The 23,093-nt window shown below is 61.8% G+C and carries 24 protein-coding genes; 6 read left to right on the forward strand and 18 right to left on the reverse strand.

The features are described 5' to 3' along the window. Positions 1-14: 14 nt before the first annotated feature. From ACIN8IBEIGE_RS12935 to rnd, 10 genes are all read right to left on the reverse strand, one after another. Positions 15-980, reverse strand: a complete 966-nt coding sequence (locus ACIN8IBEIGE_RS12935) for a FecR family protein (protein WP_160014983.1) — start codon at positions 978-980, stop codon at positions 15-17. Between the two features lie 8 nt (positions 981-988). Continuing rightward, positions 989-1,528, reverse strand: a complete 540-nt coding sequence (locus ACIN8IBEIGE_RS12940) for a sigma-70 family RNA polymerase sigma factor (protein ID WP_160014984.1) — start codon at positions 1,526-1,528, stop codon at positions 989-991. A gap of 246 nt (positions 1,529-1,774) precedes the next feature. Next, positions 1,775-2,866, reverse strand: coding sequence for an extracellular solute-binding protein (locus ACIN8IBEIGE_RS12945; protein ID WP_160014985.1), 1,092 nt, complete (start codon positions 2,864-2,866; stop codon positions 1,775-1,777). Between the two features lie 9 nt (positions 2,867-2,875). Next, positions 2,876-3,988: an agmatine deiminase gene (aguA, locus tag ACIN8IBEIGE_RS12950; RefSeq protein ID WP_160014986.1), complete on the reverse strand. Its 1,113-nt coding sequence runs from the start codon at positions 3,986-3,988 to the stop codon at positions 2,876-2,878. A gap of 100 nt (positions 3,989-4,088) precedes the next feature. After that, the gene (locus ACIN8IBEIGE_RS12955) at positions 4,089-4,973 is read right to left on the reverse strand and encodes a LysR substrate-binding domain-containing protein (RefSeq protein WP_160014987.1); all 885 of its coding nucleotides are present in this window, start codon (positions 4,971-4,973) and stop codon (positions 4,089-4,091) included. A gap of 49 nt (positions 4,974-5,022) precedes the next feature. Next, positions 5,023-6,249, reverse strand: coding sequence for a hypothetical protein (locus ACIN8IBEIGE_RS12960; RefSeq protein ID WP_160014988.1), 1,227 nt, complete (start codon positions 6,247-6,249; stop codon positions 5,023-5,025). A 64-nt stretch (positions 6,250-6,313) separates the two neighbouring features. Beyond that, entirely contained in the window at positions 6,314-6,763 is a 450-nt protein-coding gene (locus ACIN8IBEIGE_RS12965) for a YcgN family cysteine cluster protein (protein WP_160014989.1), read from the reverse strand. A gap of 85 nt (positions 6,764-6,848) precedes the next feature. Continuing rightward, complete coding sequence (locus tag ACIN8IBEIGE_RS12970) at positions 6,849-7,781, reverse strand: D-2-hydroxyacid dehydrogenase (RefSeq protein WP_160016379.1); 933 nt, start codon at positions 7,779-7,781, stop codon at positions 6,849-6,851. A 23-nt stretch (positions 7,782-7,804) separates the two neighbouring features. Beyond that, complete coding sequence (locus tag ACIN8IBEIGE_RS12975) at positions 7,805-8,098, reverse strand: YcgL domain-containing protein (RefSeq protein WP_160014990.1); 294 nt, start codon at positions 8,096-8,098, stop codon at positions 7,805-7,807. Beyond that, positions 8,095-9,228 carry a ribonuclease D gene (rnd, locus tag ACIN8IBEIGE_RS12980; RefSeq protein ID WP_160014991.1) on the reverse strand — a complete coding sequence of 378 codons (1,134 nt, stop codon included), beginning with the start codon at positions 9,226-9,228 and terminating at the stop codon, positions 8,095-8,097. Before rnd ends, ACIN8IBEIGE_RS12975 begins: the two co-directional genes overlap by 4 nt. A 141-nt stretch (positions 9,229-9,369) precedes the next feature. Here rnd and ACIN8IBEIGE_RS12985 point away from each other — a divergent pair, with 141 nt between their 5' ends. Together ACIN8IBEIGE_RS12985 and ACIN8IBEIGE_RS12990 are read left to right on the forward strand one after the other, a co-directional pair. After that, positions 9,370-10,431, forward strand: coding sequence for an SMP-30/gluconolactonase/LRE family protein (locus ACIN8IBEIGE_RS12985; protein WP_160014992.1), 1,062 nt, complete (start codon positions 9,370-9,372; stop codon positions 10,429-10,431). 142 nt (positions 10,432-10,573) lie between these two features. Beyond that, positions 10,574-11,404 carry an HDOD domain-containing protein gene (locus tag ACIN8IBEIGE_RS12990; RefSeq protein ID WP_178124393.1) on the forward strand — a complete coding sequence of 277 codons (831 nt, stop codon included), beginning with the start codon at positions 10,574-10,576 and terminating at the stop codon, positions 11,402-11,404. Between the two features lie 45 nt (positions 11,405-11,449). On the opposite strand, the gene ACIN8IBEIGE_RS12995 is transcribed toward ACIN8IBEIGE_RS12990, so the two are convergent. Then, positions 11,450-12,127, reverse strand: coding sequence for a spermidine synthase (locus ACIN8IBEIGE_RS12995; protein ID WP_160014994.1), 678 nt, complete (start codon positions 12,125-12,127; stop codon positions 11,450-11,452). A 386-nt stretch (positions 12,128-12,513) separates the two neighbouring features. Here ACIN8IBEIGE_RS12995 and ACIN8IBEIGE_RS13000 point away from each other — a divergent pair, with 386 nt between their 5' ends. The 4 genes from ACIN8IBEIGE_RS13000 (at position 12,514) to ACIN8IBEIGE_RS13015 (ending at position 16,183) form a co-directional block, all read left to right on the forward strand. Continuing rightward, positions 12,514-13,368, forward strand: a complete 855-nt coding sequence (locus ACIN8IBEIGE_RS13000; protein ID WP_160014995.1) for a sulfurtransferase — start codon at positions 12,514-12,516, stop codon at positions 13,366-13,368. A 236-nt stretch (positions 13,369-13,604) separates the two neighbouring features. After that, positions 13,605-14,084, forward strand: a complete 480-nt coding sequence (locus ACIN8IBEIGE_RS13005; RefSeq protein WP_090386908.1) for a hypothetical protein — start codon at positions 13,605-13,607, stop codon at positions 14,082-14,084. Positions 14,085-14,244: 160 nt separating this feature from the next. Beyond that, positions 14,245-15,495 (forward strand): OmpP1/FadL family transporter, encoded by a 1,251-nt coding sequence (locus tag ACIN8IBEIGE_RS13010; protein ID WP_160014996.1) that lies wholly within the window; start codon positions 14,245-14,247, stop codon positions 15,493-15,495. A 70-nt stretch (positions 15,496-15,565) separates the two neighbouring features. Continuing rightward, positions 15,566-16,183: a response regulator transcription factor gene (locus ACIN8IBEIGE_RS13015; protein WP_160014997.1), complete on the forward strand. Its 618-nt coding sequence runs from the start codon at positions 15,566-15,568 to the stop codon at positions 16,181-16,183. Here the strand turns inward: ACIN8IBEIGE_RS13015 and ACIN8IBEIGE_RS13020 are convergent. The 7 genes from ACIN8IBEIGE_RS13020 to ACIN8IBEIGE_RS13045 form a co-directional block, all read right to left on the reverse strand. Beyond that, the gene (locus ACIN8IBEIGE_RS13020; protein WP_256665151.1) at positions 16,152-17,930 is read right to left on the reverse strand and encodes a hybrid sensor histidine kinase/response regulator; all 1,779 of its coding nucleotides are present in this window, start codon (positions 17,928-17,930) and stop codon (positions 16,152-16,154) included. The two genes, ACIN8IBEIGE_RS13015 and ACIN8IBEIGE_RS13020, sit on opposite strands and share 32 nt — an antisense overlap. 3 nt (positions 17,931-17,933) lie before the next feature. Then, positions 17,934-19,004 carry a lipase secretion chaperone gene (locus ACIN8IBEIGE_RS13025; protein WP_160014998.1) on the reverse strand — a complete coding sequence of 357 codons (1,071 nt, stop codon included), beginning with the start codon at positions 19,002-19,004 and terminating at the stop codon, positions 17,934-17,936. A gap of 48 nt (positions 19,005-19,052) precedes the next feature. Beyond that, positions 19,053-19,979 carry a triacylglycerol lipase gene (locus tag ACIN8IBEIGE_RS13030; protein WP_160014999.1) on the reverse strand — a complete coding sequence of 309 codons (927 nt, stop codon included), beginning with the start codon at positions 19,977-19,979 and terminating at the stop codon, positions 19,053-19,055. A 107-nt stretch (positions 19,980-20,086) separates the two neighbouring features. After that, a complete protein-coding gene (locus tag ACIN8IBEIGE_RS13035; RefSeq protein ID WP_160015000.1) occupies positions 20,087-20,638 on the reverse strand; it encodes a glutathione peroxidase in 552 nt (183 codons plus the stop codon). 19 nt (positions 20,639-20,657) lie between these two features. Next, positions 20,658-20,783: a hypothetical protein gene (locus tag ACIN8IBEIGE_RS20950; RefSeq protein WP_256665152.1), complete on the reverse strand. Its 126-nt coding sequence runs from the start codon at positions 20,781-20,783 to the stop codon at positions 20,658-20,660. Then, positions 20,780-21,988 carry an MFS transporter gene (locus ACIN8IBEIGE_RS13040; RefSeq protein ID WP_160015001.1) on the reverse strand — a complete coding sequence of 403 codons (1,209 nt, stop codon included), beginning with the start codon at positions 21,986-21,988 and terminating at the stop codon, positions 20,780-20,782. Before ACIN8IBEIGE_RS13040 ends, ACIN8IBEIGE_RS20950 begins: the two co-directional genes overlap by 4 nt. 213 nt (positions 21,989-22,201) lie before the next feature. Continuing rightward, positions 22,202-23,089 (reverse strand): hypothetical protein, encoded by an 888-nt coding sequence (locus ACIN8IBEIGE_RS13045; protein ID WP_160015002.1) that lies wholly within the window; start codon positions 23,087-23,089, stop codon positions 22,202-22,204. Between the last annotated feature and the right edge of the window lie 4 nt (positions 23,090-23,093).

A 23,093-nucleotide genomic window follows, 5' to 3' on the forward strand; every position in this document is an offset into this window, starting at 1 on the left:
GGGCAGGCTCGCTTTTAGAGGGGATGAATCAGCACAACACCATCGCCGCGATGCTCAACCCGAACCGGCAAGAGTTGCGGCAACGCGGCAAGAAAGTCATCCGGCTTGGCGATATTCAGGCTGCCGGACAGGCGCCGCTTGCCGAGGCTGGCCTGGGCCAGGCGCACCGGGGCTGCGCGGTAATGCGCCAACTCATCCAGCAGCTGCGCCAGAGGCCGATCACTAAACACCAGTTGACCACGTCGCCAGCTGGCAATCTCTTCGCTACCCAGACGCAGTTGCTGCAAGGTCTTGCTGCGGTAATCGAAGTCGACGCCCTCACCCGCGCTCAGCAGCGTTTGCTGCGCCTTATCGGCCTGCGGCTGCACCGCCACCTTGCCGCTTTCCACTGCCACCGCCAGGCGCTCGTCACTGCGACGCACGCTAAAGCGTGTACCGATCACCCGCACGCTGCTCTCGCCAGCCATCACCGCGAAGGGCCGCGAGGCATCAGCCGCCACAGCGAAAAAGGCTTCACCAGCCAGCAGTTCAACTTCGCGGTAATCCTCATAGAGACGCACATGCAGTTGGCTATCCACATTCAGATCGATACGTGTGCCATCCGCCAACTCGACCTGCCGTTGCTCACCAGGCGCGCTGGACAGGCTCAACTCCTGCGTTGGCGGCGCGCTAAACCAGTTCTGCGGCGCTGCCAACACCGCACATACCAGCACCACCGCAGCCGCCAAGGCGCGCCCCGGCCGCCAACTGCGCTGCGGCCGTAAGGTCATCGCAGCTGCCGCCGGCAAAACGGGTCGCGGCAGCAGATCAAGATCGGCCCAAACCAACTGCATATCGGCCAGTGCCCGCCCATGGGCCGGATCAGCCGCCAACCAGGTATCCAGCTGCGCCTGCTCAGCCCTCGATAACGGGCCGCGGCAACGCCGGCTAAACCAGATGGCCGCCTGTTCATCGATGGAAATCGAACGCTCCCTGTGCATGCCTGGGCTCATAGCGGCTCCACCGCGGATTGGCCTTGCACACGCCGTTTGCAGTGCAGCAAGGCACTGGCAATGTGCTTTTCCACCATGCTCAGAGAAATTCCCATGCGCTCGGCCACCTCAACCTGGGACAGGCCATCGAATTTATGCAGCACGAAGGCCTCGCGCCGGCGCGGCGGCAGATCATCCAGGGCACTGGCCAGCAGATGCAAACGTTGATGCTGTTCGACTTTTTCCAAGGGGCCGGCGCCCTGCTCATCAACCATGGCGTCCAACCCATGCTGTGAATCGCCCTCCGCGCAGAGCTGAGGGCGGGACTGCTGACGGCGCCAGTGATCACGCAGCAGATTGCGTGCAATCTGAAAGAGAAACGCGCGGGGCTGTTGCACATCACCCCGGCCATCCCGGCCAAGCCACTGGGTGAAGGCATCCTGAGCCAGATCATCTGCATCGGCGGAGCTGTCCAGACGCTTGCCGAGAAACTTCAGCAGTTCGCCATGCAGGGTGCGATAGACCAGGGAAATCGGGCCATGGAGTTGTTTATCCATAGCCATGGCGCCCGTACGCCGTATTGTTCGCTAACACCGCCACACCCTTGCACCGCATCAATCTAACAACGCAACAGGGTGCGTGGATCGACAAGCATTAAATGAGAATACTTATCATTAGATATTGATCGACACCTCAGGGTCAAGCTGGCTATGCCACGACTGAGCAAACTGCGCCGCAGAAACAGCAACGCCACCCAGCGGCATAGCACTGGATGGCGTTGGAGCGACGCACAATACGAGCCTTCAGAGCCCAGATTTAAGCCGACTAAAGGCGCGGGTCAATGCGCGGTTGAAAGCCTTGGCGTTGTCGTTCTTGGTGTACAACTGCGCACGTACATCGACAGCTGGGTAGGTGCCGGGGTCAGCGAGAATGGCCGGATCGACCGTGGCATTCGCCGCCGGCACCGCGTTGGCGTAGTAGATGGTGTTGGTGATGGCGCCAATCACCTCGGGGGTCATCAGGTGGTCCATCAACGCCAGGCCCGCCTCAGGATGCGGCGCATCTTTGGGGATAACCATCGCATCAAACCAGATCAGCGTGCCTTCGCGCGGGATGCTGTAGTGCAGGCTGTAGGGCTTGCCCGCCTGCTCAGCCTGGCCGGCGGCCATCGACACGTTTCCATTCCACGACATCGCCAGGCAGGTATCGCCGTTTGCCAGGTCAGTGATATTGCGGTCGTTGTCGAAGTAGCGGATCGACGGTCGTACTTTGGCCAGATGCGCCTCGGCCAGTTTCAGGTCATCCAGGCTCTGCCGGTTGATATCCAGGTCCAGATAGCGAAACGCGGCAGCGAACACCTCATTGGGATCGTTGAGAAAACTCACTCCGCAGTCGGCAAACTTCGCCACGACGGCTGGGTCCATCAGCATGGCCCAGCTGTCGGTTGGCGCATCGGTCATGCGCTTGGCAATGGCCTGCTGTTGATAACCAAAACCCGTGGTGCCCCAGACATACAGGCCGGCATAGCGATTTCCCGGATCGAAAGTCGCCATATGCCCGGTGAACTCCGGATCAAGCCCGCTGAAATGCGGTAGCGCGGCCTTGTCCAGCGGTTGCAGCGCGCCACTCTGGATGGCCCGCTGCAGATGCTGACCGGCCGTCAGTACTAGGTCGTAACCGCTGCGCCCGGTAAGCAGTTTGGTTTCCACGGTTTCCAGCGAGTCGAAGTGATCGACCACCACCTTGATTCCGGTCTTCTGTTCAAAACTGCTCAGGGTGTCCGATGCCAGGTACTCGCCCCAGATAAACAGATTGACCTGCTTCGGCGCCTCGGCCGCCAGCGCCTGAACGCTGGCGGCCAGGCCTAGGGCCAACAAACTGGTATGCAGTTTCATCGAAGCCTCCTAGGCGCGCTTGGGCGCGGCGTATTGCGGCATGGTGATGCAGGCGACGTTACCGCCACCGAGCAGAATCTCCCGCGAGTTCTCGATACCGATAATCCGGTGCTTGGGAAACAGCTCGGCCAGAGTGGCCTGGGCAACACGGTCGCAGGGGTCGTTGAACAGCGGCACGACGATGGCCGAGTTGCCGGCGTAGTAGTTGATGTAGGAGGCGCAGATCTGCGTGCCGGCCTGGCGGGTGTGGGTCGAATCATCCTGATCCAGGCCCTCGGCCTCTTCAGCCGTCCACTCCAGTACGCGCGGTTGCGGCAGCTTGTGGATTTCCAGCGCGCGCCCCTGGGCATCGCGGGTACTGCGCAGAATGTCGTAGGCCTCCTGGTAGATCTCCCACTGCGGATCGTTGCGATCGTCCGTCCACTGCATCACCACCACACCGGGGCGGACAAAGCAGGCCAGGTCATCGATATGGCCGTCGGTTTCATCGAACTTGCAGCCGCGTGGCAACCAGATCACCTGCTCGGCGCCGAGATAGTCCCGCAGGCGGCGGGTCATTTCATCCTTACCCAGGTGAGCGTTGCGATTACGGTTGAGCAGACACTGCTCGGTGGTCAGCAAGGTACGTTGGCCATCAGTCTGGATACCGCCCATTTCCGCGATAAAGGGCGCCCGATAGCGATCATAACCTTCGATTTCGAGGATCTTCTGAGCGATCTGATCGTCTTTGTCCCAAGGGTAGTACAAGCCGCCATCGAGACCGCCGTAAGCATTGAACTCGAAGTCCACACCGCGCACTTCGCCGCTGTCGTCATTGACCAAAAAAGCCGGGCCGCTGTCGCGGAACCAGGTGTCGTTGCAGGTCATCTCCACCACCCGCACATGGGCCGGCAGTTGGCGACGGGCGTTGGCGTACTGGCTGGCCGAGGCGCACACGGTGACCGGCTCGCTGCTGGCGATGGCCGTGACGATATCGACCCAGACCTTCTGCGCCGGCTTGGCACCGTTGCGCCACACATCAGTGCGCTCCGGCCAGCCAAGCCAGCAACCGGCCTTGGGTTCGAATTCGCCGGGCAGACGAAAGCCATCGGCTTTGGGGAGGGAAGTCAGGGAACGCGCCATAGGATGCACCTCATGCCTGTGGGGAAGATGGCCACACAGTACGCGGCGCTCTGACCGAGGTTCCAACGACGATAATTACGGAATAACTGAATTCAATTCATCATTCAGCCAGGTGATCACTCAGCCAATCTAAGAAGTCCACCACTGCCGACTTCTCCAGACGAATGCGTTCACAGACCAGCGCATACTGCCCAAGCGCTGCCACACTGGCGTTGAATGGACGCACCAGACGACCGCAGGCCAAGTCTTCGGCAGCGGTGAGGTTGTCGCCCATGGCCACGCCCTGCCCTTGCGCCGCCGCCTCCAGCGCCAGGCCGGCATGCCCCAGGTACAGATGACGCGCCGGCTGGATATCACTGGCATGGGTGGTCAGCCAGGCGGTCCAGGTCTTGCCGTCCTGATCATCGTGCAGCAGGCCGTGGCGAGCCAGATCACGCGGATGTTTAAGGCCGCCCTGGTTGAACAGACTGGGGCTGCACACCGGAAAGAACTGCAGGGTCGGCAGCGGCCGCACGAAGTAGGCACTGGCATCCTCGGGCCCGGTGCCATAGGTGATCGCCAGATCGATATCCGGGCTCGGCAAACTGGCTTCCAGCGGCTGTTCGTGAAGATGCAGGGTGATCTGCGGGTAACGGTCGCTGAAATCAGCCAGGCGGCTGACCAGCCACTTCTGCGCCAGCTCGGGCGTTACCGCGATACGCAACACCGCCTGCGAGCCAGGGTCACGCAACTCGTCACAGGCCTCACCAATCAGCTCAAACGCCTGCTGCAAACGCTGCAGCAAACGCCGCGCGGCAGGCGTCGGCACGACCTGACGACCTTCACGGGCAAACAGCGCAGTGCCAAGTTGCTCTTCCAGCTGACGGATCTGATGGCTGACTGCGCTGTCGGTGACGCACAACTCGGCCGCTGCCCGGCCGAAGTGGGCATGCCGAGCGGCGCACTCGAAGGTACGCAAGGCAGTGAGAGACGGTAGACGGCGCATGCGGCGCTCCTCGCTGGCAACTGCGCCGCATGCTTACTCAGGCGGGTAACTAGCGCAACAGCTTGTTGTCCAGCACCTCGGAGGCAGCGCCCATGACGTTTTCGCTGATTTCGATAAAGTCCTTGGTGCTGGCTTTGTCCAGGCGCATCAGGCCGCGGGTCACGTCATCCAGCGAACGCGGCTGGGTGGTGCCTTTGGTGGCCTGGCGGATTTCCCGATCTAGCTCCTGCAGCAGCAACACCGCGCGGGCAGTCACCGGGCCGCTGGAGTCGTCGGTGCGCAGGCTCTTGACCGGTTTACTCCAGCGGATCAGTTGCTCGCGGATCTTCTGGTAACGCTCCTCGCTGAGGCCCCCGGCGCGACGCATCAGCTCGATGGCGTAGTACTCGGCTAGGCCTTCGGTGATCCAGTCACTGCGATCACGCGCCTTGATCCGGCTGAACACATGCACCAGTTCGTGCACCAGGGAACTGGTGCCGTTCTCGCTGACCAGCGGACGGTCACTGTGCATGTAGTAGGAATTGGTGGCCGACAGACCACCGCGCCACATTGGGTCGCCGGCGCCGACGATCAGCAGTTTGGTCGGGTCGCGCGGGAACACGTCCTGAGCATGCGGCCAGATAAAGGTCAGCAGGGTCATCACATCCATGCGGCGCATGCCCTCGCCCACCGGCGCGGCAATAGCCACATCGGTTTCACCCAGTTTGGCGCGGCGCGTACCGATCTTACCGGCCACCATCCAGCCAGTCGGGCGGTCGAACTTGCGCTGTGGGTTGTCGATGCGGAATTTGTTCTTGCCGACACGCGGCCAGCCGGTTTCAACACTTTTCCAGCCCTTGGGCAGGTCGAACTGCAGACGCGACACCAGCACGGTGTGATCTTCCTGGCGCAGCTTGACCGCCGGCACCAGATCGTCGCCACGCAGCAGCGCCCAATCCTTGGTGATCAACGCATCAAAGCGCCCAGCACTGCGCTCATTATTGATACGCACGCGGTAAGTCAGGGTGGATTGGCCTTTGCTCGGCTGCCAGGTGCCCAACTCAGGGCTGTTCTGCGTCCACTGGCCGTCAGCCTTGAAGTCGCTGTAAACGCCCTGGTCGCCCAGATTGAAAGCCAGGCTGATGACCTGCGCGCCGTCTTCCAGGGTCAGGCTGACTTCGGCCTGCTCGGTCTCAGGCAGAAAACGCACGCGGTAATCCAGGTCGACCTTCTTTGCCCACAGCGGCGTGCTCAGGCTCAGCAGAACAACGGACAGCAGCAAACGGCGCATCAGCATGGCAAGGCTCCACAGTGCAAATCATTGATTCAGGCGAGTTTAGGCTGGGATTGCTCGACGAGGTTCAGCCAGCGCGGAAAATCATGTGTTCTTCCCACTCATCCTCGGCCACGCTGTTTTCACTGAGCATCCGCCCGGCCTGAGATATGCGCTGCTTGTGCACCTGATCCGGGTCACCGCAGACCAGGTGATGCCAGAGCAGCAAGTCCTTGCCCTCACTGACCAGGCGGTAGGCGCAGGTCGGCGGCAGCCACTGGAACTGGTCGGCCTGGGCCGGGGTGAGCTGGATGCAGTCGGCGACGAATTTGCGTCGGTTGCTGTAGTCAGTGCAGCGGCAGGTATTCAGATCCAGCAGCTTGCAGGCGATGCGCGTGTAATACACGCTGCCATCGTCCTCATCCTCGAGCTTTTGCAGGCAACACAGGCCGCAGCCATCGCACAGCGACTCCCACTCGTCCTGATCCAGCTGTTCGAGAGTTTTGCGTTTCCAGAAGGGTTCGACTTTGGCGGCCATGGCGGGAGGTACGGTGACTGGCGAAAAGGCCGGCAGTCTAGCGGCTGGGGCTTTAACGGCCAAGGGCGGAGAGCTGAATGGTCAATTAATAACCACGGACAAAGTCCACCTGCCCGCGCAGTGCTGAACCTACCTGCCAGCGCGCTAGGTTATCGACAAACAACTTCACCAATAGATGAGGATCAGTCGGTGCAGCACTGTGCCCGGTGAGCAGCAGACACGGCGCATCCCAGAATGGATGACCAGCAGGCAGTGGCTCTTCACGGCAGACATCGATCACCGCACCCGCCAGTTGCCCTTGCTGCAAGGCGCTGACCAGTGCCTGATCGACCACTGCAACACCGCGTCCGGCATTGATAAACAGCGCGCTGGGCTTGCAGGCGGCGAACAGCGCCGCGTCATAGATATCGCGGGTAGCCGGAGTATCCGGCAGCAGGTTGATCAGGTAATCGGCCTCACCCACCAGGCTCGGTAGTTCGTCGAGCCCAGCCACCTGACGGAACGGCGGCAGATGGCGCGAGCTGCTGGCAATGCCCAGCAACTGCATGCCGAACGGCGCGAGAAACTGCGCCACGCTCAGGCCGATATCACCGGCGCCGACGATCAGCACCTTACGCCCGGCCAGGCTGCGCGGTAGGCGATTGTCCCAGCGCTGCTCGACCTGGTCGGCCAAACGCGCCAGCAACTGACGCTCGTGGGCCAGCAGGTGGCACAGCACATACTCGGCCATCACCTGACCGAAGATGCCCACGGCGCGGCTCAGGCGGTAATCGGTTGGCAAATCAGCGGCCAACAAGGGCGTGATGCCTGCCCAGGTCGATTGCAGCCATTGCGGCCGAGCGCCTTGGCGCAGCAAGGCAGCCAACAGGTCCGGCTGCCCCAGCCACACAGGGCAGGTTGATGCCTGAAGCTGCAAATCGCCCAGCTGGTCGCTGCCGAACACTTCCAACCCCGGGGCCTGCTCACGCAACAGCGCGGCATAGCGGCGATGCTCGCCCTCCGCGATCAGTACGCGCAGCGGGGTGTCGGCTGGCGGGGTCATCAGACCGGATCGTTACGACGCAGCAGTTCATCGGGCAGGTGCTCGATGTACTCATCTTCCGGTGGCGGCATTTGCAGGTGGTAACCCTGCTCGTCGAGGTTGGCCAGCACCTTGTGGATGTCCTCGCGGGCCAGTTGGCGCTCGGGGGTGAGGATCAATTCGAAGGCCAGTGCCGGGGGGCCGAAGGCGCTCAACAGCGCCTCAGGTACACGTTTGAGGCCGTCGCTTTTCAGCACATAGAGGTACATCTCGTTCTTGCGCGGGCTTTTGTAGATTGAGCAGATACGTTTCACGCGGACTCTCCGGTTGCAGCCAGGCAATTCAACAGCGCCTGGCCCATCAATTCACGCCGCCAGCCGCGCAGCGACTCCGGCAGCTGGTACGGCCCATTGGGATAGCCGGTTTTCAGCAGGGCTTCGAGGGTTTTCTTGCGCAGCATCAGCTCAGGGGCGATGTTCAGGCGTTCACCCTCTCGCTGGCCAATGGCACGCAGCTTTTTCAGCAGTGACCCTACTTCCAGCGGCAAAGGCTCCGGCAGCGCTTCAGGCCAATGCTCAGGCGGAGTGGCAGCCGCCTGCTTGATCAGTTGCAGAATAAATTCGCCGTCCTGACGCACGGTTTTCGGGTGCATATCCTCGATCCGCGCCAGCGCCACCAGGTTATCCGGCTGGGTGCGCGCCAGTGGCCACAACGAATGCTCGCGGATAATCCGGTTGCGCGGCTGGTTGCGTTTACGCGCCTGCTCTTCACGCCAGGTGCACAACGCTTTCAGTACCGCCAACTGCTGACGCGAGAGTTTCCAGGCCAGCTTGGCTTCGCGGTAGGCCAGCTCGGGATCGACTTCACGTTTGAGGTTGCCGACCAGCTCGGCGCCGTCTTCCAGCACCCAGGCGTATTTCTCAGCTGACAGCTGCGCCTTGAGCTGCGCATACACCTCAGCCAGGTGCAGCACGTCTTCGGCGGCATAGCTGACCTGAGTGGCCGACAACGGTCGCTGCAGCCAGTCGGAGCGGGTCTCGCCCTTGGGCAGTTCGATATTCAGCACCGCCTGCACCAGGCGCGAGTAACCCATGGAGAAACCCAGGTTGAGATAACCGGCGGCCAGTTGGGTGTCGAACAGCGGCGTAGGCAGGCTGCCGGTCAGGCGCAGAAAGACTTCCAGGTCCTCGCTGCAGGCGTGCAGCACCTTGACCACTGCAGGGTCTTGCAGCAGCTCGGCAAAGGGCGTCCAGTCGCTGATCAGCAGTGGATCGATCAGGTACGCTCGCTCGCCCTCGCTGACCTGCAGCAGGCCGGCAATCGGGTAAAAGGCGTCAACCCGCATAAACTCGGTATCCACCGCGACAAACGCCAAGCTGCGCCAGGTTGCGCAATGCTGCGCCAGGCTGGCGTCATCACCAATCCACTGAATATCAATCGCCACGCGGCTCTCCCATCAAGAATGCCGCGCAGTATATATCGCCACACCCAATAGCCGGGCATTGACAATGCGCGACGGGCTGCAGACGCGCTATTCTGCGCCCGCTTGCATCCAGAACCACCTTCAGCACAGGGAATAACAACAATGAAGAAACTGCTTGGCCTGCTTGTGGCCTTGATTGCTGCGGCGGCGATCTATCTCGCCATTACGCCCAGCCCGATTGATCCACTGGCCTGGGAAGCCCCGGCCATCCCGCCGATGACTGGCGTACTGGAACCCAATGACACGCTGATGAAGGCCGAACTGCTCGGTCGTGGCCAGGTACATGGCCCGGAAGACACGGCGGTGGATGCCCAGGGGCAGGTGTACAGCGGCCTGCATGACGGCCGCATCGTGCGCATCAAGGCTGACGGCAGTGTAGAAACCTTCGTCGACACCCAGGGCCGCCCGCTGGGAATGGACTTTGACGCTGCCGGTAACCTGATCGTCGCCGACGCCTACAAGGGCTTGCTGAGCATCAACCCTCAGGGCCAGATCAAAGTACTGACTACTGAAGCCGAAGGCGTGCCGTTCAAGTTCACCGACGATCTGGATATCGCCCGCGACGGCACCATCTACTTCAGCGATGCCAGCCAGCGCTTCGAACAACCTGACTACCTGCTCGACCTGCTCGAAGCTCGCCCCTGGGGCCGCCTGCTCAGCTACAACCCGATCAACGGCGAAACCAAGGTGCTGCTCAAGGACCTGTACTTCGCCAACGGTGTGGCGCTGTCGGCCAATGAGGACTTCGTGCTGGTCAACGAAACCTACCGCTACCGCATCACCCGTTACTGGCTGAGCGGCGACAAGGCCGGCACCCACGACATCTTTATCGACAACCTGCCGGGCCTGCCGGACAACCTGCAGGGCGACCGCAACGGCACCTTCTGGGTGGCTCTGCCAACCCCGCGTAAAGCCGACGCCGACATGCTGCACCGCTCGCCCTGGGCGAAATCACAGCTGGCCAAACTGCCCCGCGCCTTCTGGCCCAAGGCCGTGCCTTACGGCTTTGCCATCGCCCTCAATGAACAAGGCGAAATCACCCTGAGCCTGCACGACACCAGCGGCACCCACCTGCGCATGATCACTTCGGTCAAGCCGGTGGGCGATTATCTGTACTTCGGCAGCCTGGACAACGACCGCATTGGCAAGCTGAAGATCCGCTAAAGCCCGCACCGCGGGCCGCCTCTCACGTTCGCCCCCACTCTTGCAGCCGCTTTCCTGATCCAGAGCAGGAGAAGCGCGCACGGCACAATGGCCCCTGCAAATCGCTGCTATCGTGATTACTCCCCCCCTCAAGCAGGCTCCTATCATGGATATAAGTGCCTTGTTTTCCCAAGTTCACAGCTTGCCCTGTATACCCCGAGTCGCCCAGGACCTGATTCAACAGTTCGATAACCCCCACACCAGCCTGGACAGCGTCGCACGCAATATCGCCCTGGACCCGGTGATTGCTGCCAAAGTACTGCGCCTGGCCAACTCTGCACGCTTTCGCGGTGCACGCGAGTCCACCAGCGTCGAAGATGCTGCGATGCGCCTGGGCTTCAACACCCTGCGCACACTGGTTCTGGCCTCGGCCGTAACCGGCGCGTTCCAGGCGCCACCAGGTTTTGATCTCAAGGGCTTCTGGACGCACAGTTTCCAGGTGGCCAGCATCAGTCGGCTGCTGGCAAAGAACCGCGGCGTTGCCGCGGAAACCGCGTTTACCTGCGGGATGATGCACAACATTGGTGAACTGCTGATTCAGACCGGTGTACCTGAGCTGGCCGAGCGCCTCAACCAGAACGGCAAGGATGTCGGGGCCGCCCAGCGTGTGGCACTGGAAACCCTGCAACTGGGCTTCGGTTTCCCCGAAGTGGGTGCGGAGCTGGCGCGGCGCTGGCAACTGCCGGAGCTGATCCAGCATGCCATCGCCTACCAGAGCCGACCGTTCCAGGCACCCGTGGACATGCCCTTGCCACGCGTGCTGGCCCAGGCCGTGTCGATTGCCGAGGCGCTGCGTGAACATCCGGGCGCCATGTCCAAGGCGGTGGACACGCTGCAGGGGCCACTGTTCGAAGGGCTGGATGTGGCCAGTCTGCTGGACGAGCTGCCGGCGATTCTGGATGCCGACAAAGGCTTTGCCGAGTTGCTTGGCTGAGCCGAACACCACTGAGCGCCTGGCGGCGTTCAGTGGTGGCTAGCGCTACTTGCTGGCAATCCAGATGGTGTGTCGAGTGCCCTTGTTGCCATGGGCATAAACCTGCACTTCTTCCACCTTGAAACCGGCCTTGCGCACCTTGTCGCTGAACACCCGGTCGGCACTGGCTGACCACACTGCCAACACGCCTTTGGGGCGCAATGCCTGGTAACAGCGCTGCAGACCCTGGGCCGAATACAGCCAGCTGTTGCGTTTCTGGGTCAGGCCTTCGGGGCCGTTGTCGACATCCAGCATAATTGCGTCATAACGCTGCTCGGCGTTTTTCAGGCAGTTGGCCACGTCGTCCTGAATCACGCGGGTACGCGGATCAAGGATGGGGTAACCGGCCTTGGCCCCCAGCGGGCCACGGTTCCACTCCACCACCCCTGGCACCAGCTCGGCGACTTCCACTTCGGCAGTCTTGCCCAGATTCTGCAAGGCGGCAGCCAGGGTAAAGCCCATGCCCAGGCCGCCAATCAGCACCCGTGAGTCGGGGCGACCCGCAACCTTCTTGCAGGGAATCGCCGCCAGCGCATCTTCGGAGCCGTGCATGCGCGTATTCATCAACTGACCGCCATCGCCACCGGCGATCTTGATGACGAAGTCCTCGCCGTACTCGAACAGGCACAAAGCACCCGAGCCATCGGGAATCGGGGCGGTATCGAGCAGTACAAAACGCTTCATGGCGTGCGCAACCTGGGTCAGCTAAAACGGGGATGCAGCATGCCCATAAACCGACAAAGATGCAGCGCCCAGCGGGCAGAAATCTTCCAGAACCAGGCTGCGACAGCTCAATAGCAGGGTTTATGATGCCGGCTGCCCTAGAATCTGTTCAGTATCTCGCGAGCTAGAGTCATGCAAGGCGCTACGTTAGTAACAGCCTCCGGCTGGTCAAAGCAGGCGAGGAAACGGAGTGCACTTTTGTACATGAGCATTACTCGTTTCACTCGCCCCTTCGGGGTCGCGCTGAAGCGCGTTAGCCGCAAGCGGCTTCCGAGCATGTTTTTAACGCAGCGGGCCGACGCACAGCAGATCGTGAGCAGATTCTTATTTACCCACAGGATGACTGTATGCCCCTCGCCCAACTGATCAGTGCTGCGCAACTGCAGCAGCGCCTTGCCGAACCCAACCTGCTGATTCTCGATTGCCGCTTTGCCCTCGACGATCTGACCTACGGACAGCGCAGCTACGCCGACGGGCATATCCCCGGGGCGCAGTTTGCCGATCTGGAGCGCGACCTGTCCGGGCCGATCCACAAAGGCATCACCGGCCGTCATCCCCTGCCGGAGCCCGCACAACTGCTAAATCGCCTGTGTGAGTGGGGGCTGCACACTCACAGTGACGTGGTGCTGTACGACGACGGCCCCGGCGCCTTTGCCGCTCGCGCCTGGTGGCTGCTGGCCTGGCTGGGTAAACGCGAGGGGGTGTATCTGCTTGATGGCGGCCTCAAGGCCTGGCGCGAAGCCGGCGGTACCTTGACCCATGACCTACCCACGCCGATTCCCGGCGCGTTCACTGGCAGCGCCGATGCCAGCCTGCTGGTCAGTGCCGCGCAGCTGCAAGAGCGCCTCGGTGATAGCCAACTAACCCTGCTGGATGCCCGCGGCTTGCCGCGTTTCAGGGGCGAAGTCGAACCGATCGATCCAGTCGCCGGGCATATCCCCGGCGCGCAGTGTGCGGCGTTCACCGACAACCTCGACAGCGACGGCCACTTCCTCAGCCCAGAGCAGCTGCGCCAGCGCTTTGCCGCGCAACTCGGTGAGCGCCCGGCTACGGGCCTGGTGGCCTATTGCGGCTCAGGCGTAACGGCCTGTCACAACCTGTTTGCTCTGTGCCTGGCTGGCTATCCGCTGGCACCGCTGTATGCCGGCTCCTGGAGCGAATGGATCACTGACCCAGCTCGCCCAGTGGCCACGGGGGACTGATTTGTGCGTGGACAGGCTGGCCATGCGGATATTGCCCGCCAGCCTTGGTTAAGTACCAACTGGAATATAGGCAATAACCGAAAGCCGAAAACAATTTAAAAACAGCCCTTTACAGTAGAAAGGTCGCACTACACTTCAACATGAGCGGCTAACCCCGCTCCCGGTGGGGCCTTTATCAGAATAAGTCGAAGCTGCCAGCGCCCCGGCCCCATCGGTCACCTTTCGCCGAGGGCTATATGGGAATTGCCGCCTGCGAGTTAAGCCAGTACGTCATCCGCCCTACCCTGCTCTACCTTGGGCGTCACTCCAACGCCGCCGAAGCCCTGTTGCTGGGCGCAGCGGCCAGCCAATCCGGGCTCGGCTCGGCTCTCGATGACAAACACGGCCACGGCCTCTACCGCATCGCCGCACTGCGCCACCAGCAGCTCTGGGATCAGCACCTGGCGCTGGACCCAGACCTCGCCAGCCAGGTACGCGGCCTCGCCAGCCAGCATGCCTTCCTTGCCGCGCCGCACCTGGAACTGACCGTCAACCTGCGCTACGCCACGGCGATTGCCTGGATGTTGATTGAAACCGAACACCGCGAACTACCGGCCGCCGATGATTTGCTCGGCATGGCGCAAGTCTGGCGCCGGGTATTCAAACCGCACGGGCGCACCAAAGACTTTCTCGCCGCCTGGCAACGCTGCATCGGCAGCCTCAGCCAGGTGGCCTGACACGAGCGAACGACCCGCATTGTCCGACAAGATCAATGCAGCTAGCAGAAAATAGCACCACGTTAAAGGCATAAACCGCTCTATCTCGGGAACTTCGCGGGCTTGGCAGGGGTCAGGAAAAGTTGCTAGTTTCCGCCCCCCGTAAACCTAGGAGTCCTCCGTGACTAGAAGAGTCGTCAAGACCTGCCTGTCCCTTGCCCTTGCCTCTGCCGCCAGCCATGGCTTCGCCAGTGGTTTTGCCATCAACGAACAAAGCGTCAGCAGCATGGGCACCGCCTTTGCCGGCCGTTCCTCATCGGCCGATGACGCCAGCACCGTATTCGGCAACCCAGCCGGTATGGCGCGTATCAAACGCGAACAAGTCAGCGGCGGCATTGCCCTGATCCACGCGAAAACCGATATCGACAACGCCAGCGGCTCTGCCAGCGGCAGCAATGACGGCGACATGGTGCCGTTTATTGGCGCGCCTATGGGCTATTACGTCAAACCGCTGGACGACAACTGGAGTTTCGGCCTGGGCCTGTACGTGCCGTTTGGCCTGGTAACCGACTATGAGCGCAACTTCCAGGGCCGCTACCACGGTGACCGCAGCGAAGTGCGGGTGATCACTCTGCAACCGACCCTGAGCTATCGCTTCAACGAGCAGCTGTCGATCGGTTTCGGCCCAACCATCAACCGTATCGACGGCGAGCTGACGTCAGCCATCAACAACCCGATTCCCGGTGCGGGTGACGGCAAGGTTGAAATCAAGGGCGATGACACGGCACTGGGCTACAACGTCGGCGTGCTGTTTGAAATCACCCCGCAGACCCGTTTCGGCCTGACCTACCATTCCAAGGTGGACTACCGCCTGAAGGGTGACACCACAGTGTCCGGCCCTGGCTTCGTCATTGGCTCCTCCGCCGGCACCTACGATGCGTCACTGGAGCTGACCACCCCGGAATCGGTGGATTTTTCCGTCACCCACGAGCTGGATGCCGAATGGACCCTCTACGCCGGCAGCACCTGGACTCGCTGGAGCCGTCTGCAAGAAATCCGCGCTGATAACAAAGGCGTAGGTGGCTTGCTGGCAGGCAACCTCAGCAGCATCAGCGAACCACAGAATTGGCACGACACCTGGGCTCACGCCTTAGGCGCCGCCTACAAGCTGAACCCGCAGTGGACCCTGCGCGCCGGCCTGGCCGTCGACCAGTCGCCGACCAATAACGCTGACCGTTCGCCGCGCATCCCCACCGGCGACCGCACCATCCTTAGCCTGGGCACAGCCTGGAGCCCCAATGATGATGTGACCATCGACCTGGCCTACTCCTACCTGATGGAAGACGACGCCCACATCAAGCGGGATGACTACCGCGCCACCTACAAAAACACGGCCCACGGCCTGGGCGCACAAGTGACGTACCGCTTCTAAATCAACCAGCGGTTTGGGTTACACTCGCGCGGCGCTCACAAAAACAATAATGCCGCCTGAGACAGCCCTTATGACTGCACTCTGCACAGACTTGCCCGAACAGCTCAGCCTGTTACTGGTGGATGACCACCGGATCTTTCTCGATGGCCTCAGCCTGGCCCTCGCCCCACTCTGCGCCGACCTGCAGATTCACACCGCCGAATCCGCTGCTGCGGCCGAAGCCTGCCTGCAACACGCCACCTTCGACCTGATTCTGCTCGACCTACGCCTGCCCGATATGCCGGGTCTGGAGTTGCTGCAACGCTGGCAACAACAAGGTCGCATGACCCCGGTGGCAATCCTTAGCGCCAGTGACTCGAATCTGGACGCCCAGGCCGCACTGACAGCCGGCGCGCTGGGTTTTATCCCGAAAAGTGCCAATAGCGATGAACTGCGCCAGGCGGTGACCCGCGTACTGCTGGGCGAAACCCTGCCAGTGCCGCAGACGGGCGACAAACCACAGCTCACACCCCGGCAGATGGAAATCCTCCAGTTACTCGCCGAAGGCTTGCCGAACAAGTCGATCAGCCGTCAGCTGGGCGTTTCCGAAGACACGGTGAAAACCCATCTGAAATCACTGTTTCAGGAGTTTTCCGTACATACCCGCACGGCCTGCGTCAGTGCGGCGCGGCAACGGGGCTGGCTCTAAGCTCTGCCGGTAACAGCACCGCCAGGGCCTGACGCAAACGGGCCGGCAACAGCGGTTTGCCGAGCAAGGTGACATGGGCGCGAGTGCAGCGCTCCTGCAGGTCGGCGCTGACGTCGGCGGTAATCAACAAGGCCGGCAACATGCGTCCGGCCTCCTCACGCATGCGCTCGATAACACGCAAACCGTCCTCGGTGGCCGCCAGGCGATAGTCGCTGATCAGCACCTGCGGCTGCGCCTCGGGCAGACACTGCAAAGCCTCGGCTGGATCGGCGCAGGCCCAGACTGCGCACCCCCAACGCTGCAGTAAACCGGACAGCGCCTCCCGGCCAGCAGCATCGTCTTCCAGCAATAGCACCCGTCCACTCAATGCCGCGGCAACGGCTGCGGGGGCTTGCCATTCACCAGCTTCAGCCTGCGGCAGTTGCAGGATAAAGCGTGCGCCCGCGCCTGGGCTGGAGTCGAGCCGCAGCGGATGCCCGAGCAGCTGCGCCAATTGCTGAACGATGGCCAGGCCCAGGCCCAGACCGCGCTCGGCATTGCGTCCAGGGTTGTCCAGCTGGCGAAATTCTTCGAATACCTGACTCTGTTCTTCTTCACTCAAGCCCTGGCCGTCATCACCGACCTCCAGCTGCACCAGGCCCTGCTCCACGCGGGCATGCAGCCAGACTTGCCGCGCCTGGGCGTGGCGCAACGCGTTGCTCAGCAGGTTGCGCAGCACACGCTCCAGCAGCAGCGGGTCACTGCGAACCCAGAGTTCCGCACATTGCAGCTGCAACTCGACACCCTGGGCATCGGCCTCGGCGCGGCTTTCACCGCTCAGGCGCGCCAGCAAGGGGCGCAAGGCAAATACCTGCGACTTGGCCTGCACCCCACCGGGCAGAGTCAGGCGGGTGTAATCGAACAGCGACTGCAGCAGCCGGCTGAGCTGCTCCACGGCAATCGCCAGACGACTGCTGATGCGGTGCACGCCGGGGTCCTGGTTCTGCTCCAGCAGGTGCTGGGCATACAGGCCCATGGCGTTGAGCGGTTGGCGCAGATCATGGCTGGCGGCTGCCAGCAGGCGCAGCTTGCGCGCATCGTCGGCTTCGGCGCGCTGCCGCGCCAGATCGAGCAAACGCAGGTTGAGCCAGGCGCCGCGCTGGCCATGCTCCTGCAGGTAGGCACCAACACTGCCGATCAGGTTGGCACAGAACAGAAACAAGCCCTGATAACCCAGCGCCACACTGCCGCCGGTGGCGACAAACCCCAGCCAGAGGAACAGTCCGCACACGCCCCAGGACGCCAGGCTGACGGCTCGAAACGATACCCCGAGCAGCACGTAACCAAACAGCAGCACCAGAAACAGCCCGTCATAGGGCATGGCCACGCCCAGACTCCAGCACAGATGAATGATCACGGCGACGCAAACGCCGTTAAGGGCGTAAGCAGCCACATAGACCAGTAGCGCGCGGCGCGGCGGACTCTGGGGCCGGCGGCAATAGAAGAAGGACAGCAGCGCACCGACTATGCCCAATAGTCGCACTGGCAAGGTCACAAGGCTGGCATTGAGGGGCAGCAACAACAGATCGAGGGCGGCGTAGACCAGCTGAAAGATCACTGCAGTGCTGATGATCAGCAGCAGGCGGCGACGGATACGCTGTACCCGGTGTTCGACAAACTCGTCTTCCAGCACACTGGTAAAACGCAGTCGACGATAACCGCGGCGCTGCTGGGCCAATAGCAGCGCTTCCTGACGTTCCAGGCTCACGGCCTACAACTCGGGCGGTTGATTGTCCTGCTGCTTGGCGGCAATGGCGTCATAGGTTTCCACCCGGTGCTGATCTTCGGCGCTGAATAGACGCTGGCGCAAACGCTGCTGCTCCTGCTGCTGATCCGCCGCACTGAGGCCATTGCCCTGCAAGGCGGCAAGTTCCTGCTGGTAGGTGGCATAACGTTGTTGCCAGGCGCGCTCGTTGCGCTGCTCGCTGAGCAGACGTTCGGCCGTGGGCGGATCATAGGTCAAGGCAAGCAGCTGGCGCACCTGCTCTTCGCTGGCGCCTTCCTGCCAAAGCTTGTCAGTCTGAGCCTGCAAGGCCTGCGCTTGGATCTGGCGCTCTTCACTGGCACGCATGGCTTCAGGGAGTTGAGCACGTAAACGCTCCTGCGCCAGGGCTTTGCCGTGCTCGCTCAGATCGTCACGGGCCATCAGCGCCAGGTTGTCCAGGGTGTAACGACCATAAGCCTCCTCGGCGCCGAACAGGGCTTCGGTCGCCGCACTGGAGAAGTGTGCCCGGCGTAGCTGCGCCAACTGCTCGAAGGCTCGCTGCAAGGCAACCAGCTGGCCATCGGGGGTGCTTTGCTGGGCACTGCTCAAGGGTTGCTGCAGCAGCGCCAGGCTGGCGCGCTTGTAATCCATATAGTCGCCGAGCAGGCCGATAAACTGTCCCAGGGCGGGTTCCGGCAAACGTCCACGCGCATCGGCCAACATCACTTCAACCACGCTTTCCAACCCGGCTTGATCGGCGGCGCTGAGGAAGTAATCCAGATAATCGCGCAGCGCCAGGTTCAGCTGCAGATTGCCGGCGCTATCTGCCTTCAGCTCGCCATCCACGTCGGTGCCTTGCAAACCCGGCAGGCTTACCGGCGCGCCAACAGCAACGGTATCTGGCTTGGCGACTGGCAACAGCGGGCTAGGTGCGACAGCAAGAGGAGTCGTGACGGTAACCGCTGCAGCAGGCGCGACGGCTACAGCAGTGGCTGGCCACTGCCAATAAAGCGTAAGGCCGGCAACGCTGCCGGCCAGTAGCAAAAGAGCAACAGTTGAACGCAACGACAGGGCCATATGACCTCCAGAATGCGGGCTGCATTGCGCAGCCCGCTGGTGCAACGGTCAGACGCCTTTGTTTTTCAGGCGGTTGGCATGCTGGCGATACAGCGAAACCGGCTCGGTCCAACCGCGAATGCCGAACAGGTGGTTGATCGCATCCACGTGGTTCATGTTGTAACCATCACCGATCACCTGACCCAGGTAGGTGGAGCAGACGCCAACCAGACCATCGTTCTTCTCGCTACCGAATGCCAAACCTGTGATCGCCAGGAACGGATCGACCGCATCGAACACGTTGGTGTATGAGGTATTACCGGTCCAGGAGAAGTAACGGATGTTGTGCCCACGCACGTTGTGCACTTCGGTGGATTTGGCGCAGTAGCTGCTGCTGTTTACACCCCACGGATGGCGACCGTTCAGCGCAGTCGTACCAGCAGTGGTCAGGGTTTTCAGCGCATCGATGCCGCTCTGCGGATTGCTGCTGCCGGACAGCAGGTTGATTACCGCACCCAGAGCATTGGACAGGGCATTGGCACCGCCTTCAATGGCGCTGTTCGGCGGGATCACGCCACGCAGTACGTCGGCGACTTTCGAGCCTTTGTTCACCCCGTTGACCGAGGTTACCGAGGCCACCAGATCCGGGCGCAGGGAGGCCGCGACGCGCGAGGTTGGCGAGCCCTGGCTATGGCCGATCAGGTTGACCTTGCCGCCATTGGCTCCGGCCCACGGCACAATCTGCTTAGCCAATGCGGCGCCGCGCTGCTCGCTGTCATTGAGCGCCGAAACGCTGGCCACATAGACCTTGGCGCCATCGCGCTCGAGGTTCCAGGGGATGGTGTGGAAGTAGTTGATCAGACCGCCGATGGTATCGAAGCCGGTCACCCCGTGTACCAGTACGATCGGGTATTTGGTCTTGGTGTAGTTGGCCTGGGCCTCAACCGCGCCGACCAGGGCGCATACAGCGAGAGCAGAAGTAATAACGCGACGCATGGGTGCCTCCTTATTTTTCTTGTTGGCACGCCGGGAAACTGCGTCCGGCGTACTCACAACTCTAAGGAGGGACTGGGAACTGGGCTATCGCCCAGATGGGTGATACCTCAACGCTGCGAGGCGATGGCCTGTTCGATGGCGGCAACCAGCTTGGGATCATCGGGCATGGTGCTGCTGGGGAAGCTGGCAAGCACCTTGCCTTGGGCGTCGACCACATACTTAAAGAAGTTCCAGCGCGGCGCCTGGCTTTGCGCAGCCAGTTCTTTAAACAGCGGCAGCGCATCGCTACCGGTAACACGCTGAGTTTCACTCATCGGGAAGGTCACGCCGTAATTGACGTAGCAGACCTTGGCGGTTTCTTCGCTGCTGTCGGCCTCCTGGCGGAAGTCATCGGAAGGCACCCCGAGGATCTGCAGGCCCTGCTCCTTGTAGCGCTGGTAGAGCGCTTCGAGGCCTTTGAACTGCGGGGTAAAGCCGCAGAAGCTGGCGGTATTGACCACTATCAACGGCTTGCCGGCGAACTGTTCGCACAGATCGATACGTTCCTCGCTGCGCAGCTTCTGCACCTCACCCTGCAGCAATGCCGGGCACTCAGCGGCCTGCGTGGGGCCAACCCAGGCACTAAGCAGAACGACAGCCAGCAGGGAAAAACGCCACATACGGATCACCTTGATGACATCAGCAAACACCCAAACCCAGCTGCAAAAACGCCAACCCACTTTGCAGCCAGCCCCACCAGGCCAGGCCCAAAGCCAACATGCCGCCCATCACCAGTGCGGTGTTCCAGCCATAGTCGGTATTCATGCATTCGCCTCCTGTTGTTGCAAACGCGCCACGGGCAGCTCACGTACTGGCCAGTTCAACGCGGCGGCCAGCAAGCTGAGCAGCACGGCAATCTGCCAGACCAGATCATAACTGCCAGTGTGGTCATACAGATAGCCGCCCATCCAGCCACCGAGAAAAGCCCCCAACTGGTGGAACAGAAAGACGATGCCGCCAAGCATCGACAGATTACGCACGCCGAACAGCGTTGCCACCGTGCCATTGGTCAACGGCACCGTCGATAGCCACAGCAGCCCCATGGCCACGCCGAAGGCATAGGCGCTCCACACCGTCAGCGGTGTCATAAGAAACGCCACAATAACCACTGCCCGGGCCAGATACAGTGCACTGAGCAGGCGCGGCTTGGACATCCGCCCGCCCAGCCAACCGGCAATGTAAGTGCCAAAGATATTGAACAAGCCGACCAGCGCCAGCACCGTGGTGCCGACCAGCGCGGGCAGATGCTGATCGACCAGATAGGCCGGCAGATGCACGCCGATAAACACCACCTGAAAGCCGCAGACAAAAAAGCCCAATGCCAACAACCAGAAACCGGAGTGGCTGCAGGCCTCACGCAGCGCTTCACCCAGGGTTTGCTCCTGACCGGTCAGCGGCAGCGGTGTGTCCTTGAGCATGGCCGCCAACGGCACGATCAATGTCACCAGCAGCCCCAGGGCCATCAGCGCCACCGACCAACCGAGCCAGCTAAGCAGGCCCAGGGTGCCGGGGAGCATAACGAACTGGCCAAAGGAGCCCGCCGCCGCCGCGATACCCATGGCCATGCTGCGTTTTTCCATCGGTACGGCGCGACCCACTGCCCCGAGAAGCACCGAGAACGAAGTGCCGGACAAACCAATACCGATCAGCAACCCAGCGCTCAGCGACAGACTCAGAGGCGAGTCGGCCAGGCCCATGCAACCGAGGCCAATGGCATACAGAATGCCGCCGACAATCACCGTACGTTTGGCGCCAAAACGATCGGCCAGCGCGCCGGTAAAGGGCTGGGTCAGCCCCCAGATCAGGTTCTGCAAGGCAATGGCGAAGGCGAACACCTCACGCCCCCAGCCGAACTCGGCGCTCATCGGCGGCAGGAACAGGCCAAAGCCATGGCGAATGCCCAGCGACAGTGCCAGGACCAAAGATGCGCCCAGCAATATCCAGCCACTGGTGCGCCAAAGCGAAGTCATAGGTTGTCCTTTACGGGTAGCGCCCCGTTTATCGAGAAATCGGCAATATCGCGCAGGTATATACCGCTACCCGCCAAGGCAACAGCTACAGCTGTTCGGCAATCCAGTGCTACAGATTGCACCCTGAGTTAGACATGCCGGCAAGCCGACCATCGGCTAACAGGCCGCTGAGAACACTACCTGCTTGGGCAAGCCTGCGTTGAAAACGGCCAGCTAATCGAACAGCAGCGGTGCGGCGCTGGCGCGCTGGGCGAAGAACGCCAGCAACTGCTCGTGGTAGTGGCTGTACACCTCAGGCGGCAGCCAACGCTGGTAGATCGCCAGGGTGCTGACGGGTGTAGCAGAAAGCTCGCGAATGGCCTGATCGAGACGCCCGGCCATGCGCGCGCCCCATGGTGTGCGTGGGCAATAGATACCCACCGTCACCAGCTCGGCGTTTTCCCGCAGCGGCACACTCACCAGCGCGTCACTGAGGCTGAAATGGCGCATTACCTCGGTGTAGATCACCGGGTAGTCGAAGACATAATCCAGACGGTGATGGCTGACCATCAGCAGCAGGTTTTCCCCACCCTGACTGCCGCCCAGCTCGAGGAAATCCCCTTCGGCGTGCGCCTGAAGCAGGCGCTCACGAATCGACGCGGGATAGACCCGACTCTTGGCCAGAGCACCGCGCAGATAGGGATTGCCTAACAGCCAGTCGAGGCTGACCTGGCCGTTTTCGATTCGCAACTCACCCAGGCTCTGCCGACGGACCAGCACATGCATCGGCGTGGTTGCCACAAAAGGTACAAAGTAACTCAACTGATTGCGCTCGGAGGTCTGCAGAAGGCCACTACTGCATTTTTCGCCTTTCTCGCCCATGCGCTTTTCGACGCGCGCGAGGGGCAATATTTCATAGCGCATCTGCAACTCGGGCAGGCGTGCAGCCAACAGCTGCATGACCTCGAACAGCAGGCCGTCAACCGGCTGATCATCGCGTACATTGACGCCCCCCGGAATCGGCACAACATCCCACACCAGCTCCTCGGCCTCTAATAGCCCTGCACAGGGCAAGGCCCCAAGCAATGCAGCCAATAACACCGAGTAAGACGACCTGCGCACCATA

Source organism: Pseudomonas sp. 8BK (assembly GCF_902506475.1).
Lineage (GTDB): Bacteria > Pseudomonadota > Gammaproteobacteria > Pseudomonadales > Pseudomonadaceae > Aquipseudomonas > Aquipseudomonas anguilliseptica.

Bases quoted from the DNA above. Each gene is read 5' to 3' on its own strand.
- ACIN8IBEIGE_RS13000 (WP_160014995.1), top strand. From the start codon at position 12,514: ATGCCCCTCGCCCAACTGATCAGTGCTGCGCAACTGCAGCAGCGCCTT.
- ACIN8IBEIGE_RS12985 (WP_160014992.1), top strand. From the start codon at position 9,370: ATGAAGAAACTGCTTGGCCTGCTTGTGGCCTTGATTGCTGCGGCGGCG.
- ACIN8IBEIGE_RS12955 (WP_160014987.1), bottom strand. From the start codon at position 4,973: ATGCGCCGTCTACCGTCTCTCACTGCCTTGCGTACCTTCGAGTGCGCC.
- ACIN8IBEIGE_RS13040 (WP_160015001.1), bottom strand. From the start codon at position 21,988: ATGACTTCGCTTTGGCGCACCAGTGGCTGGATATTGCTGGGCGCATCT.
- ACIN8IBEIGE_RS13025 (WP_160014998.1), bottom strand. From the start codon at position 19,004: ATGGCCCTGTCGTTGCGTTCAACTGTTGCTCTTTTGCTACTGGCCGGC.
- ACIN8IBEIGE_RS12995 (WP_160014994.1), bottom strand. From the start codon at position 12,127: ATGAAGCGTTTTGTACTGCTCGATACCGCCCCGATTCCCGATGGCTCG.
- ACIN8IBEIGE_RS12960 (WP_160014988.1), bottom strand. From the start codon at position 6,249: ATGCTGATGCGCCGTTTGCTGCTGTCCGTTGTTCTGCTGAGCCTGAGC.
- ACIN8IBEIGE_RS12935 (WP_160014983.1), bottom strand. From the start codon at position 980: ATGCACAGGGAGCGTTCGATTTCCATCGATGAACAGGCGGCCATCTGG.
- ACIN8IBEIGE_RS13035 (WP_160015000.1), bottom strand. From the start codon at position 20,638: ATGTGGCGTTTTTCCCTGCTGGCTGTCGTTCTGCTTAGTGCCTGGGTT.
- ACIN8IBEIGE_RS13015 (WP_160014997.1), top strand. From the start codon at position 15,566: ATGACTGCACTCTGCACAGACTTGCCCGAACAGCTCAGCCTGTTACTG.
- ACIN8IBEIGE_RS12945 (WP_160014985.1), bottom strand. From the start codon at position 2,866: ATGAAACTGCATACCAGTTTGTTGGCCCTAGGCCTGGCCGCCAGCGTT.
- ACIN8IBEIGE_RS12965 (WP_160014989.1), bottom strand. From the start codon at position 6,763: ATGGCCGCCAAAGTCGAACCCTTCTGGAAACGCAAAACTCTCGAACAG.
- aguA (WP_160014986.1), bottom strand. From the start codon at position 3,988: ATGGCGCGTTCCCTGACTTCCCTCCCCAAAGCCGATGGCTTTCGTCTG.
- ACIN8IBEIGE_RS13030 (WP_160014999.1), bottom strand. From the start codon at position 19,979: ATGCGTCGCGTTATTACTTCTGCTCTCGCTGTATGCGCCCTGGTCGGC.
- ACIN8IBEIGE_RS13005 (WP_090386908.1), top strand. From the start codon at position 13,605: ATGGGAATTGCCGCCTGCGAGTTAAGCCAGTACGTCATCCGCCCTACC.
- ACIN8IBEIGE_RS12940 (WP_160014984.1), bottom strand. From the start codon at position 1,528: ATGGATAAACAACTCCATGGCCCGATTTCCCTGGTCTATCGCACCCTG.
- ACIN8IBEIGE_RS20950 (WP_256665152.1), bottom strand. From the start codon at position 20,783: ATGAATACCGACTATGGCTGGAACACCGCACTGGTGATGGGCGGCATG.